Genomic DNA, 19,615 nt, shown 5'->3' on the forward strand with positions numbered 1-19,615 from the left:
ACATAAATTTAAAATATACTAATAGCAAAAGGAGGAAAATATTGAATAAGTTTGCTAAAAATGTGGCACTTTACGTATTAATTATTATAGTTGCGGTGTCCATATTCAATACTTTTGTACATCCTCAGCAAAAACATTCTGAAATTGCATATAGCGATTTTATTTCTCAAGTAGACAATAAGAATGTGTCTTCTGTAGTGATGACGGAAAATTCTATTACAGGCAAATTGAAAGACGGTACAGTTTTTTCGACTTATGCACCGGATAATGATCCGATGCTTTTACCGAAATTAACTAAGTCTGAAGTTGCTATAAATGTTAAACCACCGGAACAACCTGCATGGTGGATGAGTTTGTTATCTTCTGTACTTCCCATTGTAATTCTCGTTGTAGTTTGGTTCTGGATTATGAATCAGACTCAAGGCGGCGGAAGAGTAATGACATTTGGTAAATCAAAAGCCAAAATGGCAGGCGAAGGTAAGATACACGTTACTTTTAAAGATGTTGCAGGTGCAGATGAAGCGAAGGAAGAACTTGCCGAAGTGGTAGATTTTCTGAGAAATCCCGGAAGATATACCGATATAGGTGCAAAAATTCCTAAAGGTGTACTTTTAGTAGGACCTCCGGGAACGGGTAAAACACTTCTTGCAAGAGCTGTTGCCGGTGAGGCTAGAGTTCCTTTCTTTTCAATATCGGGTTCCGATTTTGTAGAAATGTTTGTAGGTGTGGGTGCATCACGTGTACGTGATTTATTTGCACAAGCCAAGAAAAATGCACCGTGTATTCTTTTTATAGATGAAATTGATGCCGTAGGTCGTCAAAGAGGTTCAGGTTTGGGCGGCGGTCACGATGAGCGTGAACAGACACTCAATCAACTTCTCGTAGAAATGGACGGGTTCGGTATTAATGAAGGTATAATTACTATCGCAGCAACAAACAGACCGGATATATTGGATCCTGCATTACTTCGTCCGGGCAGATTTGACAGACGAGTTATTGTAGGAAAACCGGATTTACGCGGAAGAGTTGCGATATTAAAAGTTCATGCAAGAAATAAACCTTTGGATAAAGATATAAATCTTGAAACGATTGCTAAAAAAGTTCCGGGATTTACAGGTGCCGATTTGGCCAATTTGCTGAATGAAGCAGCACTTTTAGCAGCAAGAACAAATCGAAAACTTATAACCATGCAAGACTTGGAAGAAGCCAGTGAAAAAGTAGCCTATGGTCCTGAAAGAAGAAGTCATAAAGTCAGTGAAGAAGAACGCAGACTTACAGCATATCATGAATCGGGACATGCTATTATGGCAACAGTACTTAAAGATGCTGATCCCGTTCATAAGGTTACAATTGTTCCACGTGGACAAGCAGGCGGATATACAATGATGCTTCCGCATGAAGAACGTTCATTCATAACGAAAGCTCATTTACTCGCAAAATTACGTGTAGCTTTGGGAGGACGTTGTGCCGAACAAATAATATTTAACGAAATATCAAGCGGAGCGTCCGGAGATTTGCAGCAAGTTACGGCAATTTTGAGAAAAATGGTTATGGAATGGGGTATGAGTGAAAGACTCGGACCGATGATTTTCGGAGAACATCAAGAGCAAATCTTTTTAGGAAAACAGCTCGGATCCGAAAGAAATTACGGAGAAGACGTAGCTTCCGCCATTGATGAAGAAATGCATAAATATCTTATGGATGCACTTAACGATACTATGAGAATTTTAAATGAAAATATCGAAGTATTACACGCAATGGCAAAAGCTTTACTTGAAGAAGAAACTATAAACAAACAACAAGTTGAAAACTTATTCAAGTATCATTCAATTTACGCACCCGGTGAAGAACCGATGCTTATACTTGAAAGCGATGATAATTGATAAAGTCAAAAAGCCGCAACAGGCTTTTTGCTTTGAAAATACTTTTATTAAAACTTGACATGAGTATTGTAAAAAGTTATAATACTCCTTGTGAGATTTGTCCGGAACCCACTAGCCCCGGAGGAAGGATAAAATCTTGCGTTCAGTTTTAGGAGGAAAAGAAATGAAAACTACTTTTATGGCCAATGCGGGAAATATTACTCGCAAATGGTATATTGTTGATGCTGAAGGCAAGACGCTCGGCCGATTGGCAGCAGGAGTCGCAGAAGTCCTTCGGGGAAAAAATAAAGTTACTTTTACACCACATGTAGATACAGGTGATTTTGTAATTGTAATTAATGCAGAAAAAGTTGTATTGACAGGCAAGAAGGCATTGAAAAAGGAATATTTCCATTATTCCGGATACCCGGGTGGAGATAAATTTACAAAAGCAGGTGAAGCTCTTCGTAAGAAGCCGGTTTGGGTTCTTGAACATGCAATCAGAGGTATGTTGCCAAAGAACAAATTAGGTGATCAGATGTTCCGCAAGTTGAAAGTTTATGCGGGCAGTGAACATCCGCATGCAGCACAGAAACCTGAAGAATTAGTTTTTGATATTCGCTAACCCGGAAAGGAAGGAAAAAATTATGGCAGAAGCTATTTACTACGGTACAGGTCGTAGAAAAACATCCGTTGCCAGAGTCCGTCTGGTACCGGGTCAAGGAAATATTACAATAAATCGTCGTTCCATGGATGACTACTTCGGTCTTCAGACATTGGAATTGATTGTTAAACAGCCGCTTGAATTGACAGGAACAACATCGGCATATGATGTTATCGTAAGTGTAAAAGGCGGTGGACATACAGGTCAGGCAGGTGCAATCAGACACGGAATCAGTCGTGCTCTTTTGGAAGTAGATGCAGACTACAGAAAAGTTCTTAAGAGTGCAGGATTGCTTACTCGTGACCCGAGAATGAAAGAACGTAAGAAATACGGTCTTAAAAAAGCAAGAAAAGCAAGCCAGTTCTCAAAACGTTAATATTTGTAATAAAAGCCGGATTATCCGGCTTTTTAATTTTTCAGAATATATATTTAGTGCATTTCTAAAAAAAAAATTGTATAATGTATTGTATGTAAATATAGAAGGTTAAAAGACAGAGGAGGACGAGAAATGTTCGAAACATTTCAAATGGAACTTGCAGGCCGTCCATTAATTATTGAAACAGGCAAGATGGCAAAACAGGCAAGCGGATCAGTATTGGTTAGATATGGAGACACTGTTGTTCTTGTAGCGACAACATGGAGTAAGGAACCGCGTGAAGGAACAGATTTCTTTCCGCTTACGGTAGATTATGAAGAAAAAATGTATTCAGTAGGTAAGATGCCTGGAGGATTTCTCAGAAGAGAAGGACGTCCGGGTAATTCTGCCGTTTTAAATGCACGACTTATCGATCGTCCTATTCGTCCATTATTTGATAAAAGATGTAGACATGACGTTCACGTAGTTGCAACGGTTCTTTCGGTTGATTATGATAATGCACCGGAATTGTGCGGATTACTTGGAGCATCTGCTTCAATTGCGATTTCAGATATTCCTTGGGACGGTCCGGTAGCGGGTGTCAGAGTCGGTAAAGTTGATGGTGAGTTTGTTGTAAATCCAACTCAAGAACAGTTGGAACGCTCTACGATGAATATTACAGTAGCAGGTTCTGAAACAGCTATTTTGATGGTTGAAGGCGGAGCAAAAGAAGCATCGGAGGAAGAAGTTCTTGATGCAATTATGTATGCTCACACCGTAATAAAACAACTTGTTGAATTTCAGAAAAAAATAATTGAAAAAGTAGGCAAGCAAAAGAAAGAATTGGTTTTTTCAGAAATACCCGAAGAAATAGAAAAAGCTATTTATGAATATGCTGAAAACAATTTGAGAGAAGCAATTTTCAATCCCGATAAGCTTACAAGAGAAGCTCATATGGAAGAAGTAAGAAAAGAAGCTGAAAATCATTTTAAAGAAATTTATCCGGATAATGAATCCGATGTAATTACTTGTTTGGATCATTTGACCAAATCTATTGTAAGAAAAATGATTTCTGTAGATAAAATTCGTCCGGATGGAAGAGCATTGGATGAAATTCGTCCTATTACCTGTGAAGTAGGTATGATTCCGAGAACACACGGTTCAGCTTTATTTACTCGCGGTCAAACTCAAGCGTTGACAATTACAACATTGGCACCGATGAATGAAACTCAAATTATTGATGATTTAACATTGGTAAATGAAAAGCGTTATATTCACCAATATAATTTCCCTTCATATTGTGTAGGAGAAACTAAGAGTTCAAGGGGACCGGGACGTCGTGAAATCGGGCATGGAGCATTGGCTGAACGTGCATTGGAACCGGTTATTCCGTCAGTAGATGAATTTCCGTATGCTATACGTGTAGTTTCGGAAATTTTGGAATCAAACGGATCGTCATCACAAGCATCTGTTTGCGGAAGTACAATGTCGCTTATGAATGCAGGTGTTCCGATACATGCACCGGTAGCCGGAATAGCAATGGGACTTGTAAATGAAGGTGAGCATTTTACAATTTTGACAGATATTCAGGGTATGGAAGATGCTCTGGGAGATATGGACTTCAAAGTGGCAGGTACTGCAAAAGGTATTACTGCAATTCAAATGGATATAAAAATTCATGGATTGTCACGTGAAATTTTGATGGCGGCATTGAAACAGGCACATAAGGGTAGAATGTTTATTTTAGGGAAAATTGCAGAATGTATTTCAAAACCTGCAGAACATTTGTCACCATATGCACCAAAAATTATTACACTTAGAATTCCAGTAGATAAAATTCGTGATGTAATCGGTGCCGGAGGAAAAACAATTAACAAGATAATAACCGAAACCGGTGTAAAAATTGATGTTGAAGAAGACGGAAGAGTTTATATTGCTTCAGTTGATGAAGAAGCAGCGCAAAAAGCTAAGAAGATGGTTGAGTCGTTAACGCATGAAGTTAAGCCGGGAGAAGTATATCTCGGTAAGGTTACACGCTTGATGAAATTCGGTGTATTTGTTGAAATTTTACCGGGACAAGAAGGAATGGTGCATATTTCACAATTGGCATTGAAACGTGTAGAAAAAGTAGAAGATGTTGTTCATGAAGGCGATGAAATCATGGTAAAAGTAATGGAAATCGATGATAAAGGAAGAATTAATTTATCTAGAAAGGCATTGCTTCAGGAGAAGAAAAATGAACAATAAACGCGGTTTTGAAATTGTAACGGAATGGAAAGGTAAAGCAATTTCATTGCCGGAACGTAAAACAATTGCGAGTGCAGGATATGATATTGAAAGTGCGATTGATGCGGTTATTGAAAAAGGAAAAATGAAAATAATTCCTACAGGATTGAAAGCATATATGGGAAATGATGAGTACTTAAGTATTCATATACGTTCAAGTATTGCTATAAAAAAAGGAATTGTATTGATGAATTCAACAGGAATTATAGATGCAGATTATTATAATAATCCTGAAAATGAAGGGCATATTATGATTGCATTGTACAATACAAGTGAAACTGATTTTTCCGTAACCAAAGGGGAACGAATTGCACAAGGAATTTTTCAAAAATATTTAAAAATTGAAAACGACAATTCAGAAAGTACTAGAAAAGGCGGATTCGGAAGTACAGGAAAATAAATAAAAAGTTTCGGTGAAAACCGAAACTTTTTTGAATGCAATTAATACTGAAATTGAGTATAATATACTTTAATAGAATAAATTGGTAGAAATAAGTGAGATAAGAATGATTAACGAAAGAGAACAATGTAAAAACACAAAAAAAGTATCATTCATAACATTGGGATGCAAGGTAAATCAATATGACAGTGATGCTATGCGTACACTTTTTATACATAGAGGATATAAACCTGTCGAGCATTCTGAAGTTGCCGATGTTTATATTATAAATACTTGCTCAGTTACAAGTATAGGTGATCGGAAATCAAGACAGGTTATACGTAAAATACGTAGAAACAATCCTGATGCCGTTATTGCCGCAACAGGGTGTTATGCTCAAGTTGCACCGGAAGAATTGGAAAAAATGGGAGATGTCGATGTAATTGTCGGGCATCAAAACAGAAATAAAATAGTAGATTATATAGAAGAAGCAGAAAAAAGTGAAAAAACGGTAAATGCAGTCAAGGATATAATGTCAATACGTGAATATGAAAATTTGACAGTAGATCCGGAAGGCGAGGTAAAAGCTCGTGCATTTGTAAAAGTGCAAGAGGGGTGTGATAATTATTGCACTTTTTGCATTATTCCGTATGCAAGAGGAAGGTTGAAATCAAGAAAACAAGAAGATGCTGTTGATGAAATCAAAAAACTGGTAGAAAAAGGTTATAGAGAAGTAGTTTTAACAGGAATACATTTAGGTAATTACGGAAAAGATTTAAGAAATGGAACATCTTTATCAACATTGGTATCTGAACTTTTGAAAATTCCGAATCTTTTAAGAATACGTTTAGGCTCAATTGAATCTGTAGAACTTTCAGATGAATTGATAAATATCATAAAAAATGAAAAACGTGTTTGTCATCATTTGCACTTGCCGTTGCAGTCAGGTTCGGATGCGGTACTTAAAAGTATGAACAGGCATTATAGGCTTAGGCAATATAAAGATTTGATTGCTATGCTTAGGAAAAAAATCCCGAATTTGGCACTTACCACAGATTTGATTGTAGGATTTCCGGGAGAAACTGAAGAAAATTTCAAAGAAACTTTAAATACTTTACATGAATTGAAATTTTCCGCAATACACGTATTTCCTTTTTCAAAGCGTACGGGAACACCGGCGGCAATGTATCCCAATCAAATTACTAATGAAGAAAAGAAAAAACGTGTTCATCGTGTACAAGAATTGGAAAAAAAGATTTCAAAAGAATTTAGATGTGAATTTTTAAATAAAATTGTACATGTATTGGCTGAAAACAAGAAAGAAGAATACTTTGAAGGATTTTCCGATGAGTATATTCGTGTTACTATAAAAGGGGAGAATGTAAAAAGGGGACATTTATACTCCGTTATTGTAGAGGAAGTTACCGATGAGGGACTTATAGGTAGAGTTATAGAGGAGGTTTAAAATGGATAATTGTTTATTTTGTAAAATTGCAGCAGGAGAAATCCCGAGCACGAAAGTTTATGAAGATGAAAAGTGGTTTGCGTTCAAAGATATACAGCCATGTGCTCCGGTACATATTTTAGTTATACCTAAAACACACGTAAAAAACATTTTAGATATAAATACAAAAAGCAATGAAATTTTTTCGGATTTCTTTTTGAAGATAAAAGAAATAGCTGAAAATGCAAATTTAGGTAAAAACGGATTTCGTTTAGTTATGAATACAGGGGAAAAAGCGGGACAAACAGTATTTCATTTTCATGCACATATTATCGGAGGAAAAGATATGGGATGGCCGCCGTTTCCGGAAACCGTCAAGCATTAAAAATTACCATATTTTGAATTGAAATCTGAAGTTCAATACTTTTTAGTACTTTTAGATTGACATCAATTCATGAATATTTTATAATTTAATAGTGTGCATTAGCACCCCATCAGTCTTATTTGGAGGGAGGGATATAGATGTCTGAAGTAAAAGTCCAAAAGGGCGAATCTCTTGATAGTGCTCTTCGCAGATTTAAACGTTCCTGCCAAAAAGCCGGGGTTCTTTCTGAAGTAAGAAAACGTGAACATTATGAAAAGCCAAGCGTAAGACGTAAGCTTAAATCTGAGGCCGCAAGAAAACGCAAATTTAAATAGTTTGTTATTTTATCGGTTTTGTTCGATTTAATAAGGTTTTTATTTTAAGTCGTTCGTAACGTTAAGGTCAAGGTGATAGTTGTGTCATTAAAACAGCAGCTTATGGCAGATATGAAGGCTGCCATGAAAGCTAAAGAAAACGGTAAGCTTGCATTAAATGTAATTAGAATGGCAAGAGCACATATAAGACAAGCTGAAATTGACAACGGACACGCAGACTTCGATGATGATCAGGTTCTTACAATTCTACGTAAGGAAGTTAAGCAGCGTAAAGAAACGCTTGCGGAAATAAAAGATTCCGGTAGAGAAGACCTGGTTGAGGCGACACAGGCTGAAATTGATATATTACAAAAATATTTGCCTGCAGAGCTTTCAGCAGAAGCTGTCAAGAAGGTTGTAGTGGAAATCGTAAATGCAATGAACCCTGAAGACAGAAAGATGGGTTTGGTTATGAAATCCGTTATGGCTAAGTTGAGAGGTAAAGCGGACGGTAAGCTTATAAGTACTGTCGTTCGTGAAATACTTGCTGAGTAAGCTTGACAAAATGTGACATGTATTGTATTCTTATTCCATAAGTTAATATTTTGGTGTCAATGATGACTCATTCTTTATGAATGGGTCATTTTGTCTTTTGAAGATTATACCGCTTGGGAGGGTTTTTTATGAAAAAGGATTTATTATACTATATTCCGGCAGGGCAGTACGGTAAAGAAGGGGTATTATCTTTATTGGCTCAGCATCCTGAGATAAAATTTGTATCTTTAATCGGGATAGATTTGGGTGGAAATGATACTGACGAGAGAATACCGATTGAATTATTCAGAAAAAATTATGAAGATTTCTTTGCAGGTAAAGCTGTGCAGACTGACGGTTCATCGGTAGTATTCGGAAATATTGCAACTTTAAATGATGCGAGAGTGGATATGATTGCCGACAGCAGCGTAAATTGGTATGTTGATTATAATTATGAGCATTTGGATAAAAACGATTTACCTGTAGGAACATTAAGAATTCCGGCTTTTTTGATTCATAATAACGAGTTAATTGATTCACGTTCTATCTTAAAACGTTCTTGTGATTATGTAGCAGGAAGAATAAAAGAATTGTTGAATTCAAATAAGCTTAAAGGAATGAGTCATGTTCCTGTTGATCAAATACAAGATATTGCATTTACAACCGGTACGGAACTTGAATTTTGGGTAAGAACTCCAAGTGAAAATGAAACTGTTCAACATTTGTCTACATCACAGAGATTGCAAGAGCAGTATTGGCAGAAAATGCGCGGTAATGTTCGTACAGCTATGGAAGAAACCATTTCCGAACTGGAAGCACGTGGACTTAAAGTTGAAATGGGACATAAAGAAGTTGGCGGAATAAAACCAAAAGTAGATGATGAAGGTCATATTGTAGATGTATGTGAGCAGCTTGAATTGGATTGGAGATTTACTACAAATCCTTTGCAAGCTTGTGACAATGAACTCGAAGTAAGAATTATGGTACGTGAAATTTTCAGAAAAAACGGTTTGGACGTATCATTTAAAGCAAAACCTATTCAAGGTGTTGCAGGGAGTGGAAAACATACACATTTGGGAATTATTGCAAAACTTAAGAACGGAAAATCAATAAACTTAATGGTTCCGGAAGACACCGAAAAAGAGTATTTAAGTCCTTTAGGCTATGGATTCGTAATGGGAATTTTAAAAAACTATGAAGTTATAAATCCTTTCGTTACATCTACAACGGATGCATTTAACAGATTGAAGCCGGGATTTGAAGCTCCGATTTGTATAGTTACATCATTAGGATTGACACCGAAATTTCCATCTAGAAACAGAACAATTTTAATAGGTTTGATAAGAGATATAGGAAATCCTAAAGCAACAAGATTTGAACTCAGAGCTCCAAATCCGTTTACAAATGCATATATTGCAGTTGCTGCGTTGTACTTGGCGGCTCTTGAAGGAATTGAATATGCTGTAGAGTCAGGTAAAACCGGTCAGGAATTGTTGGCAGAATTGTCTAAAAAAGCATCTGAAGAATATGAATATTTGAAAAAAGGTAGAGAATACAGATGTGAAAAAAATATATTCGATGACTTTACACAAGAAGAAAGGGATGCGATATTTGGAAAACCTCCGGCAACGGTCTGGGAAAATGTAAAAATAATGAAAGAAAATGCTGAAAAAGTAAAAGCGCTTCTTAGTGGAAATTCATTTACAAAACCGATTATAGATTCATTTATACAGACAATTTTATTCAGATGGAAAAATGAATTGATTGATAGAATTATCCCATATACGGAAAGTATTGTAAGAGGTTACAAAAAATTAAAATGTGAAGATCTTTTAGATGAGAAACGATGGGAAGAAATTAATGTATTAAGAAGAGAGTTGGCTAAAGATACAGTGAATAGTAAATGTATTTGCAGCAGATTGAAAGATGCATTGGAAACAGGTGATTATGATACAGCATCTGAACTTCAAATTGAAATGATGAAAAAGACTGAAGTTTTGAATGATTTGTATTATGTTTACAAATTGAATATATTGGACTAAAATCGGATTAAAAAATAGCTTGAAGAGTTTTCTCTTCAAGCTATTTTTATAAATAAAAAAAGCGATATAAATCGCTTTTTTTGGTGCCGAGGACCGGAGTCGAACCGGTACGAATCTTTCGATTCGAGGGATTTTAAGTCCCTTGCGTCTGCCAATTCCGCCACCCCGGCATAAATAAATGGAGGCGGCACTCAGAATCGAACTGAGGATAAAGGTTTTGCAGACCTCTGCCTTACCGCTTGGCTATGCCGCCTCAATGGAGCGGAAAACGGGACTCGAACCCGCGACCCCCACCTTGGCAAGGTGGTGCTCTACCACTGAGCTACTTCCGCTAATGGCGACCCGGATCAGATTTGAACTGACGATCTTCGCCGTGACAGGGCGACATGTTAGACCGCTACACCACCGGGCCGTATTACTTTATTAGTATATCTATCACAGTTGCTTTTGTCAAGGAAAGTATGCGAAAAATATTTAATCTAAAGTGATTTTATAAATTTTTGCATTTATGAATTTTATTAAACTGTTTGGGCAAATAAGTATCTGTTGTCCACGATGACCGGCACTTACACTTATTTCATTATGTTTGGAAACCGATTCATCAAAATAAGTGGGAAAATCTTTTTTCATTCCGATTGGAGAGCATCCTCCTCTTTCATAACCTGTTAAAGTACGTAAATCTTTTAGATGTATCATCTCTATACTTTTGTTTCCACTTACCGATGCTGCAATTTTCATATCCAATGTTTTATTTGACGGTAAACAAAAGACAACGGGACCGGTTTTATTTCCTTTTGTAACAATAGTTTTAAAAACCATATCGGGATTGAAACCTAATTCTTCTGCTGCATGAACTCCGGATAAATCATCCAAATCGAAATCATAAGATTTTGTTTTATATGGAATACCGGCTTTATCAAGTATTCTCATAACATTTGTCTTTTTTTGTTTCTTCATAACAACCTCCGTATATTAGGGTATAAAGCAAATATCTTTTTGTCAATGATGATAAATGTTTATATATTTTTTATTTGAAACATTTATTTTATATATGTCGGAAAATTTATCATTTCAATTAAAAAATTTTTATTCATTTTTAACCTTTTAAAACTTGAAAAAGTTTTTGTAATGCAATACAATAGCAAAGATAACAAAAAGTAAGTATTCTGGGAGGCGGAAATGATAAATAATTCATTGTATGGGAAATCAGTCTTGGGAATGGATTCATTATCTGCAATTGAGATTGATAAAATTTTGGACATTGCTTCGAAAATGAAAAAAATTCTTATTTCCGATTATAAGAAGACTTCATATTTACGAGGGAAATCTGTTGTTAATTTGTTTTTTGAAAATTCAACAAGAACACGAAGTTCATTTGAACTTGCCGGCAAGTATTTAGGTGCCGATGTTATTAATATTTCCAAGAGCGGTAGCTCGATGACGAAAGGTGAAAGCGTAAAAGATACGTTATTGACAATGGCGGCGATGGAAGCTGATGCTGTTGTTATTCGAGATTCGTCCGAGGGTTCCGCTTTTTTTGCGTCCGAAATAATTAATCATCATATTAAAATGCCTATAGTTATTAATGCAGGAGACGGTGCACATGAACATCCTTCGCAAACATTGTTGGAAATGCTGACTTTGAAAGAGTCCGGTGTCAGCTTTAAAGGGATGAAATTGGCCGTATTGGGAGATATATTGCATTCAAGGGTTGCAAGAAGTGATATAAAAGGATTCATAAAAATGGGTGCAAAAGTATATCTGTATGGACCTGCAACTTTGGTACCCAAAGAATTTGAAAGTATGGGAGCTGTAGTTGCAAGCAGTATGGAAGAAGCACTTGAAGGTGCAGATGCCGTAAACGTTCTTCGTATACAATTGGAGCGTGCTGCAAGAGGATTTTTTCCTACATTAAGAGAATATTCAAGGTTGTTCGGTTTAAATAGTGAACGTTTGAAATTGGCAAAGAAAAATTGTAAAGTTCTTCATCCGGGTCCTATGAATAGAGGAATAGAAATAAGTTATGATGTTGCGTATAATGAAAAATCCTGGATTCAGGAAGAAGTAAGAAACGGAGTTGCCGTGAGAATGGCTTTGTTGTATTTAACTATGACGGAGGGGAATGATCTTGAAATTACTGATTAAAAACGGAACTTTAGTAAATCCGGCAAAAGGTCAACATGAAAAGTTAGATGTATTGGTAGAAAATAATCGTATAAAAAGCATCGGGAAGAATTTAATTGATGAAGATGCAAAAATATATGATGTTAAAGGTTGTTTTGTTACTCCGGGACTTATAGATATGCATGTTCATTTAAGAGAACCGGGACAAGAAGCAAAGGAAGATATTTATACCGGTACTCAATCTGCCGCTGCCGGGGGATTTACGCAAGTAGCGACAATGGCGAATACATCTCCGGTAATTGATAATGCCGCTCTTGTAAAAGATTTGCTTTACAGGATACAAGAAAGTGCTTGTGTAAAAGTACATGTAATAGGTGCAGTATCAAAAAATCTCGAAGGTAAACAACTTTCTGAAATAGGTGATATGGTAGAGGCCGGGGCAGTAGCATTTTCGGATGACGGAAGTTATATTGAGAATTCCGATTTTATGAGACGTGCAATGGAATATGTAAATATGTTCGGAAAAATGATTATAGATCATGCTGAAGATAAAACAATGACTGAACACGGGTATATGAATGAAGGTAAAGTTTCATGCGAATTAGGAATAACCGGTAGACCTTCAGTTGCAGAAAATATTGCAGTTGCACGAGATGTGTTGCTTTCGGAGATGACAGGATGTCATGTACATATAGCACATCTAAGTTCTGCAAAATCTGTAGAAATTATAAGAAAAGCAAAAGCTGAAGGACTTCCGGTAACATGTGAAGTCACACCTCAACATTTATATTTTACAGATGAATATTTAAAGAATTTTGAATCATCATTTAAGATGGCACCTCCTATAAGGACGGATGATGACAGAAAAGCATTGATTGAAGCAATTAAAGAAGGAATTGTTGATGCAATCATAACAGATCATGCCCCTCATACTTCTGAAGAAAAGGACGTGCCTTTTAAATGCGCACCGAACGGTATTGCAGGACTTGAAACGTCTTTAGCTTCAGTACTTACAACTTTGTATCACACAGGGGAAATTACAATTGATAAAGTAGTTGAAATAATGTCGGTTAATCCGGCAAAACTATTGGAAATAGAAGGTGGAATACTTGAAGAAGGAGCTGATGCAGACATCACTGTAATAGATCCTGATTACAAGTGGACAGTTACGGGAAAGGATTTGTACACAAAAGCAGTATTTACTCCATATGAAGGTATTGAACTACAAGGTAAAGCAATATTGACAATTGTTGACGGTAAAGTTGTTATGGAAAAAGGAAAGGTATCTGTATGAAAGGTTTACTTGTGCTTGAAAACGGAAAGTGTTTTGAGGGAGAACTTCTGACTGAAGAATCTGTAATGGGTGAATTGGTATTTAATACCGGAATGACAGGATATCAAGAATGTTTTACAGATCCGTCATATGAAGGTCAAATTATTACACTTACATACCCTTTAATAGGAAATTACGGTGTGGCAGAGCATTTTAATCAATATGAAAAACCTATTGTTTCAGGTATAGTAATAGATCAATTGACAAAACAACCAAGTAATTGGGAATGTGAGAATACATTGGAAAATTTTATCAAGACCAATAATATACCTTGTATTTATAATGTAGACACACGAGCAGTAACAAAAGCTATAAGAAGCGGCGGAGCTATGAAAGCCGTAATTGTTAAAGCGGATACTTCAAAAGAAATTATAAAAGAAATGCTTTCAAAAGATTTACATAAAAATAACGTGGAACGTGTAACAACTTCTGAAAAGTATGTTTGTGGAAAAGGTAAGTATAAAGTTGCGTTATTGGATTGCGGACTGAAGAAAAATATTTTAAAAAGACTTAATGCCTTAGATTGCGAAGTTACAGTTTACCCTGCAAAAACAGAAGCAAAAGAAATATTAAGTACAAATCCGGACGGAATCTTTTTAAGTCCCGGACCGGGAGATCCTAAGGATGCTTATTATGTGATTGATACAGTTAAACAATTAATAGGTAAAAAGCCTATTTTCGGAATATGTTTGGGTATTCAAGTTTTAGCACTTGCACTAGGTGCACAAACCTATAAATTACCTTTTGGGCATAGAGGTTCAAATCATCCGGTAAAAGATTTAAGAAAAGGTAAAGTTTATATAACTTCACAAAATCACGGATATGCCGTTTCATCGGAAAATATTCCGGACTGCATTGAAATCACACACATAAATGTAAATGATAATACCGTAGAAGGGTTCAGACACAAAACATTACCTATACAGGCAATTCAATATCATCCTGAAGCAGGCCCTGGACCCGTAGACAATTTTTATTTATTTGAAGAATTTATAAAAATGATGGAGGCTGAAAAGAATGATTGATAAAAATATAAAAAAAGTATTGGTCATAGGATCCGGTCCTATTGTAATAGGGCAAGCTGCAGAATTTGATTATGCAGGATCACAAGCCTGCCAATCATTGAGAGAAGAAGGCGTAGAAGTAGTTTTGGTTAACAGTAATCCTTCAACGATTATGACGGATGTAGATTTAGCAGATAGAGTTTACATTGAACCGATTACACTACCCTTTATTACAGAAATTATAAAAAAAGAACGTCCTGATGCGTTACTTGCAACATTGGGCGGACAAGTAGGATTAAATATGGCGGTGCAATTAGCTTCTGCAGGTGTTTTGGAAAAATACAATGTAAAACTTTTAGGATCCTCTTTACACGCTATCAAGCATGCGGAAGATAGAGAACTTTTTAAAGAGGCTATGCAAAAAATCAATCAGCCTGTACCGGAAAGTGAAATATTTGAAGAATTGCAACCTGCAGTAGACTTTGCCGAAAAATTGGGATATCCGGTAATTATACGTCCGGCGTATACATTAGGTGGAACAGGCGGCGGAATTGCAAGGGACAGATATGAAATGGAAGAAATTGCAAACCGCGGAATAAAATTATCTCCGATAAATCAAATTCTTGTAGAACGAAGTGTTGCAGGATGGAAAGAAATAGAATTTGAAGTCATGAGAGATAAATCCGACAATTGCATAATTGTATGTGCAATGGAAAATATAGATCCGGTTGGAGTACACACAGGAGATTCCATAGTTGTTGCACCTACGCTTACATTGACAGATACACAATATCAGATGATGAGAAAAGCTTCATTGGATATAATCAGATATTTGGAAATAGAAGGCGGATGCAACGTTCAATATGCGTTAGACAGTAAAACAAATAAATACTATGTAATAGAAGTAAATCCGAGAGTAAGCAGATCATCGGCACTTGCATCCAAAGCAACGGGATATCCTATAGCGAAAGTTGCAGCAAAAATTGCATTGGGAGAAACACTTGACGAAATAAGCAATTGTATAACAGGAAATACTAAAGCATGTTTCGAACCTTCATTGGATTATGTTGTTGTAAAATTCCCAAGGTGGCCCTTTGAAAAATTTACACTTGCAGATCGCTCCATAGGAACACAAATGAAAGCAACCGGTGAAGTAATGGCTATGGACAGAACTTTTGAAGGAGCAATGCTAAAAGCAGTACGTGCATTGGAAACCGGGGAAGGTTATTTGCATTTAAACAAACTCGATAATCAATCTTTATATGACATAAAATGTTTGCTGCACAGAGTTGATGATGAACGTATTTTTGTTGTAGCCGAAGCATTACGTAGAGGTATTGAACCTGAAGAAATCAATAGAATAACCAAAATTGATTTGTTCTTCATTCATAAATTACAAAATATAATTAAAGTAGAAAGACTTTTGATAAAAGAAGGCATGACACAAAATTCTTTGACGGAAGCAAAACGAATTCAAATGCCTGATAAAGTAATAGCGCATTTCTGCGAAGTAAGTAAAAAAGAAGTAGAAAAATTTAGAAGAAAAAATAACATCCGTTCATCCTTCAGAATGGTAGATACCTGTGCGGCAGAATTTGAAGCACATACTCCATACTATTACTCTTCATATAGAAGTGAAGATGAAGTTGAAGCGCAAGGAAAAGACTCGGTAGTTGTATTCGGATCCGGTCCAATAAGAATAGGACAAGGTATAGAATTTGACTATTGCTCAGTTCATGCTGCGTGGGCATTGAAGAAAGCAGGAAAGAAATCAATTGTAATAAATAACAACCCTGAGACTGTATCTACAGACTTCAATACATCTGACTCTCTTTATTTTGAACCTCTTACTGAAGAAGATGTTATGGAAATAATAGATAAAGAAAACCCCGAAGGCGTTATATGTCAATTCGGAGGTCAAACGGCAATTAATTTAGCTACACCGATGGCAAAAAGAGGTATCCGCATTATAGGTTCATCAAATGAAAGTATAGATATGGCGGAAGATCGTGAAAGATTTGACACATTGATGGGGCAATTGAATATTCTTCGACCGAAAGGATGTTTAGTTGAAAGTATCGAAGAAGCTATAGAAAAAACAAAAGATTTGGAATATCCTTTAATTGTAAGACCGAGCTATGTATTGGGCGGACGAGCAATGCAAATTGTTTATAATTATGCCGAATTACGACAATATTTAAAAGAAGCGGTAGTTGCATCTCATGAACATCCCGTATTAATTGATCAATATATGATAGGAAGAGAAGTTGAAATAGATGCAATATCTGACAGTATAGATGTATGTATACCGGGAATAATGGAACAAATTGAAAGATCCGGAGTACATTCAGGAGATTCCTTTGCAGTATATCCTCCACAACACTTGAATCAAAAAATTATTGATAAACTTGTTACCTATACAAAACAAATTGCATGTGCCATGAACGTAAAAGGATTGGTTAACATTCAATTTATCGTAGTTAAAGATAAAGTGTATGTAATAGAAGTAAATCCTAGAGCAAGCAGAACAGTTCCGTTTATGAGTAAAGTTACGGGAATAAATATGGTTGAATGTGCAACAAGAATTGCATTGGGAGAAACTGTTGAAAGTTTGGGACTTCCGAAAGGATTGGTTCCGGATAAAAATTATGTAGCAATAAAAGCTCCTGTATTTTCATTCTCAAAACTCGGACTTATAGAAATAAAATTGGGACCGGAAATGAAATCTACAGGAGAAGTTATGGGAATAGGGTCCACATATGAAGAGGCAATGTATAAAGCCATCGTTGCATCAAATATAATTGTAGAACCCGGAAGTAATGTGCTTATAACAGTAAGTGACAGAGATAAAGAAGAAACCGTAAATTTAGCGAAAACATTAATAAAATTGGGTTATCACATAATTTGTACCGCAGGTACAGGTAAATATTTCCAAAAAGCAGGCATAGATGTCGAAATAATAAAGAAAATACACGAAAAAGGTGAAAATTGTGAAAAATATCTGAAATCCGGAAAAGTTGATATGGTAATAAATACAATATCTTACGGAAGCAGAATTGAACAAGAAGGATATGATTTAAGACGTATAGCGGTAGAATTGGCAATACCGTGCTTAACATCGCTTGATACTGCGAAAGAAGTTCTGAGAGTAATGGCTGAAAATGAAAAAGAACATATTTACAAAGTAAAATCATTGCAAGAATATATGAAGGAGCGTTGATATGTATTCATTGTCTGAAAGCGGCTCAATTTACACTAATGATAAAATAGGTCCGGAAATTTATCGTATGCAAATTAAATTACCTTTGACTGCACAAAAGGCCCGTGCCGGACAATTTATACATGTAAAAATTAATGATTCGTCAAGAATACTTCGTAGACCCATTTCTATATCGGGAGCATATCCTGAAAGCGGAATTGTAGAGATAATTTACAGAGTAGTAGGGCCGGGAACTGAAAACATGTCTAAAATGAAAACAGGTGATTTTTTAGATATACTTGGACCGTTGGGGAAACCTTTCGAGTTACCTGTAGAAAACAGTATAGCCGTAGGCGGTGGAGTAGGTATAGCACCCATACTGTTTCTTTCTCGACAATCAAAAGAGAATTTATTGACGGTAGTAATAGGAGGAAGAAACGAAGAAGAAGTTTTCTGGAAAGATTTATTTCCTGAAAAAGTAAAAAAAGTAGTAGTAACTACAGATGACGGATCATACGGTATAAAAGGTTACTCAGTTGCTGTTCTTCCGGAAATTTTAAAAGACGGAAATACAAAAAAAATGTACGTTTGCGGACCGCTGCCGATGATGAAAAAAGCTGTAGAAATAGCTGACAATTCAAATGTAGAGTGTGAAGTATCTTTGGAAAGACGTATGGGTTGCGGTACAGGTACATGTTTGGCATGTGTATGCAATAAAGTAAACGGAGGTCATGCAAAAGTTTGTTCCGACGGACCGGTGTTTAAATCATCGGAGGTTATTTTATGAATTTGAATGTAAAATTTTGCGGTATTTCAATGAAATCTCCGATAGTTGCAGCATCCGGTACTTTCGGATATGGTATTGAATATAAAGATTATTTGGACTTAAATAAATTGGGCGCAATATCTGTTAAGGGGTTATCCTTAATGCCTTCTGAAGGGAATAAAGGTGTAAGAATAGCTGAAACACCTTCAGGAATTCTGAATTGTATAGGTTTGGAAAATCCGGGAGCTGAATATTTTATAAATAAAATACTTCCGGATTTAAAAAAGTATGATGTTCCGGTTATAGCAAATATATTCGGAAAAACGAAAGAAGAATACGGGAAAGTTGCAAGAGCATTGACAGTTGAAGGTGTATCCGCACTTGAAGTAAACATTTCCTGTCCGAATATTAAAGAAGGTGGAGTGGCATTTGGAACAAATCCCTTAAGTGCCGCAGAAATAACAAAGGAAGTAAAAAGAAATACGCATTTACCGGTAATAATGAAATTATCACCTAATGTAACGGATATAGCGGCTATAGCAAAAGCTGTAGAAAATGCCGGAGCGGATGCAATTTCATTAATAAATACCTTATTAGGTATATCTATAGATTTAAGAACTCGCAGACCTGTTTTAGGAAATATTACAGGAGGGTTATCCGGTCCTGCGATAAAACCGGTTGCACTTAGGATGGTATGGCAAGTAAGAAATGCTGTAAATATTCCTATATGCGGAATGGGCGGTATTATGACAGGAAAAGATGCTGCAGAATTTTTTATAGCGGGATCTGATATAGTGCAAGTGGGAACAGCAAATTTGATTAATCCCGATGCAATTATGCGTATTACCGATGAATTGAACGCATGGGGAGATTCGCAGGGAATAAAAAATATAAATGAATTGGTTAACACCTTGAATTTCTAATTTAAAAAATTTATAAAAAATT

General features: G+C 36.0%; 17 protein-coding genes and 4 tRNA genes. 16 read left to right on the forward strand and 5 right to left on the reverse strand.

The window, feature by feature from the left end; translation table 11 throughout:
- The first annotated feature begins 41 nt into the window (after window positions 1-41).
- The 10 genes from ftsH (at window position 42) to HMPREF9083_RS05565 (ending at window position 10,244) form a co-directional block, all read left to right on the forward strand.
- Window positions 42-1,883, forward strand: a complete 1,842-nt coding sequence (gene ftsH, locus HMPREF9083_RS05520; protein WP_007556416.1) for an ATP-dependent zinc metalloprotease FtsH — start codon at window positions 42-44, stop codon at window positions 1,881-1,883.
- A gap of 163 nt (window positions 1,884-2,046) precedes the next feature.
- Window positions 2,047-2,487 (forward strand): 50S ribosomal protein L13, encoded by a 441-nt coding sequence (gene rplM, locus HMPREF9083_RS05525; RefSeq protein ID WP_035062734.1) that lies wholly within the window; start codon window positions 2,047-2,049, stop codon window positions 2,485-2,487.
- A gap of 22 nt (window positions 2,488-2,509) precedes the next feature.
- The gene (rpsI, locus tag HMPREF9083_RS05530; protein ID WP_007554258.1) at window positions 2,510-2,902 is read left to right on the forward strand and encodes a 30S ribosomal protein S9; all 393 of its coding nucleotides are present in this window, start codon (window positions 2,510-2,512) and stop codon (window positions 2,900-2,902) included.
- 132 nt (window positions 2,903-3,034) lie between these two features.
- On the forward strand, window positions 3,035-5,128 hold the full coding sequence (locus tag HMPREF9083_RS05535) for a polyribonucleotide nucleotidyltransferase (RefSeq protein WP_007556418.1): 2,094 nt from the start codon (window positions 3,035-3,037) through the stop codon (window positions 5,126-5,128).
- Window positions 5,118-5,567 carry a dUTP diphosphatase gene (gene dut, locus HMPREF9083_RS05540; protein WP_007556419.1) on the forward strand — a complete coding sequence of 150 codons (450 nt, stop codon included), beginning with the start codon at window positions 5,118-5,120 and terminating at the stop codon, window positions 5,565-5,567. The genes HMPREF9083_RS05535 and dut overlap by 11 nt, the downstream gene beginning before the upstream one ends.
- Before the next feature lie 106 nt (window positions 5,568-5,673).
- Complete coding sequence (gene mtaB / locus HMPREF9083_RS05545) at window positions 5,674-7,011, forward strand: tRNA (N(6)-L-threonylcarbamoyladenosine(37)-C(2))-methylthiotransferase MtaB (RefSeq protein ID WP_007556420.1); 1,338 nt, start codon at window positions 5,674-5,676, stop codon at window positions 7,009-7,011.
- A gap of 1 nt (window position 7,012) precedes the next feature.
- Window positions 7,013-7,375, forward strand: coding sequence for a histidine triad nucleotide-binding protein (locus tag HMPREF9083_RS05550; protein ID WP_007556421.1), 363 nt, complete (start codon window positions 7,013-7,015; stop codon window positions 7,373-7,375).
- 137 nt (window positions 7,376-7,512) lie between these two features.
- Window positions 7,513-7,689 (forward strand): 30S ribosomal protein S21, encoded by a 177-nt coding sequence (gene rpsU, locus HMPREF9083_RS05555; RefSeq protein ID WP_007554217.1) that lies wholly within the window; start codon window positions 7,513-7,515, stop codon window positions 7,687-7,689.
- Window positions 7,690-7,770: 81 nt separating this feature from the next.
- Complete coding sequence (locus HMPREF9083_RS05560) at window positions 7,771-8,223, forward strand: GatB/YqeY domain-containing protein (RefSeq protein WP_035062736.1); 453 nt, start codon at window positions 7,771-7,773, stop codon at window positions 8,221-8,223.
- A gap of 128 nt (window positions 8,224-8,351) precedes the next feature.
- On the forward strand, window positions 8,352-10,244 hold the full coding sequence (locus HMPREF9083_RS05565; RefSeq protein ID WP_007556423.1) for a type I glutamate--ammonia ligase: 1,893 nt from the start codon (window positions 8,352-8,354) through the stop codon (window positions 10,242-10,244).
- An 81-nt stretch (window positions 10,245-10,325) separates the two neighbouring features.
- Here the strand turns inward: HMPREF9083_RS05565 and HMPREF9083_RS05570 are convergent.
- The 5 genes from HMPREF9083_RS05570 to ybaK form a co-directional block, all read right to left on the reverse strand.
- Window positions 10,326-10,414, reverse strand: a tRNA-Leu gene (locus tag HMPREF9083_RS05570).
- 9 nt (window positions 10,415-10,423) lie between these two features.
- A tRNA-Cys gene (locus HMPREF9083_RS05575) sits at window positions 10,424-10,497 on the reverse strand.
- Window positions 10,498-10,501: 4 nt separating this feature from the next.
- Window positions 10,502-10,576 (reverse strand) — tRNA-Gly (locus tag HMPREF9083_RS05580).
- 3 nt (window positions 10,577-10,579) lie between these two features.
- Window positions 10,580-10,656: transfer RNA gene (locus HMPREF9083_RS05585), tRNA-Asp, on the reverse strand.
- A 62-nt stretch (window positions 10,657-10,718) separates the two neighbouring features.
- Window positions 10,719-11,201: a Cys-tRNA(Pro) deacylase gene (gene ybaK, locus HMPREF9083_RS05590; protein WP_007554121.1), complete on the reverse strand. Its 483-nt coding sequence runs from the start codon at window positions 11,199-11,201 to the stop codon at window positions 10,719-10,721.
- 222 nt (window positions 11,202-11,423) lie between these two features.
- Between ybaK and HMPREF9083_RS05595 the strand changes: the two genes are divergently transcribed.
- Genes HMPREF9083_RS05595 through HMPREF9083_RS05620 form a run of 6 tightly spaced genes read left to right on the forward strand, consistent with a single transcriptional unit; the run spans window position 11,424 to window position 19,593 of the window.
- Complete coding sequence (locus tag HMPREF9083_RS05595) at window positions 11,424-12,389, forward strand: aspartate carbamoyltransferase catalytic subunit (protein ID WP_007556424.1); 966 nt, start codon at window positions 11,424-11,426, stop codon at window positions 12,387-12,389.
- Entirely contained in the window at window positions 12,373-13,662 is a 1,290-nt protein-coding gene (locus HMPREF9083_RS05600) for a dihydroorotase (RefSeq protein ID WP_035062869.1), read from the forward strand. Before HMPREF9083_RS05595 ends, HMPREF9083_RS05600 begins: the two co-directional genes overlap by 17 nt.
- Window positions 13,659-14,726 carry a carbamoyl phosphate synthase small subunit gene (locus HMPREF9083_RS05605; protein ID WP_007554134.1) on the forward strand — a complete coding sequence of 356 codons (1,068 nt, stop codon included), beginning with the start codon at window positions 13,659-13,661 and terminating at the stop codon, window positions 14,724-14,726. The genes HMPREF9083_RS05600 and HMPREF9083_RS05605 overlap by 4 nt, the downstream gene beginning before the upstream one ends.
- A complete protein-coding gene (gene carB, locus HMPREF9083_RS05610; protein ID WP_007556426.1) occupies window positions 14,719-17,925 on the forward strand; it encodes a carbamoyl-phosphate synthase large subunit in 3,207 nt (1,068 codons plus the stop codon). Before HMPREF9083_RS05605 ends, carB begins: the two co-directional genes overlap by 8 nt.
- Window position 17,926: 1 nt before the next feature.
- On the forward strand, window positions 17,927-18,691 hold the full coding sequence (locus HMPREF9083_RS05615; RefSeq protein ID WP_007554256.1) for a dihydroorotate dehydrogenase electron transfer subunit: 765 nt from the start codon (window positions 17,927-17,929) through the stop codon (window positions 18,689-18,691).
- Entirely contained in the window at window positions 18,688-19,593 is a 906-nt protein-coding gene (locus HMPREF9083_RS05620; protein WP_007556427.1) for a dihydroorotate dehydrogenase, read from the forward strand. Before HMPREF9083_RS05615 ends, HMPREF9083_RS05620 begins: the two co-directional genes overlap by 4 nt.
- Window positions 19,594-19,615: the final 22 nt, after the last annotated feature.

This window comes from Dialister micraerophilus DSM 19965 (assembly GCF_000194985.1).
GTDB lineage: Bacteria > Bacillota > Negativicutes > Veillonellales > Dialisteraceae > Dialister > Dialister micraerophilus.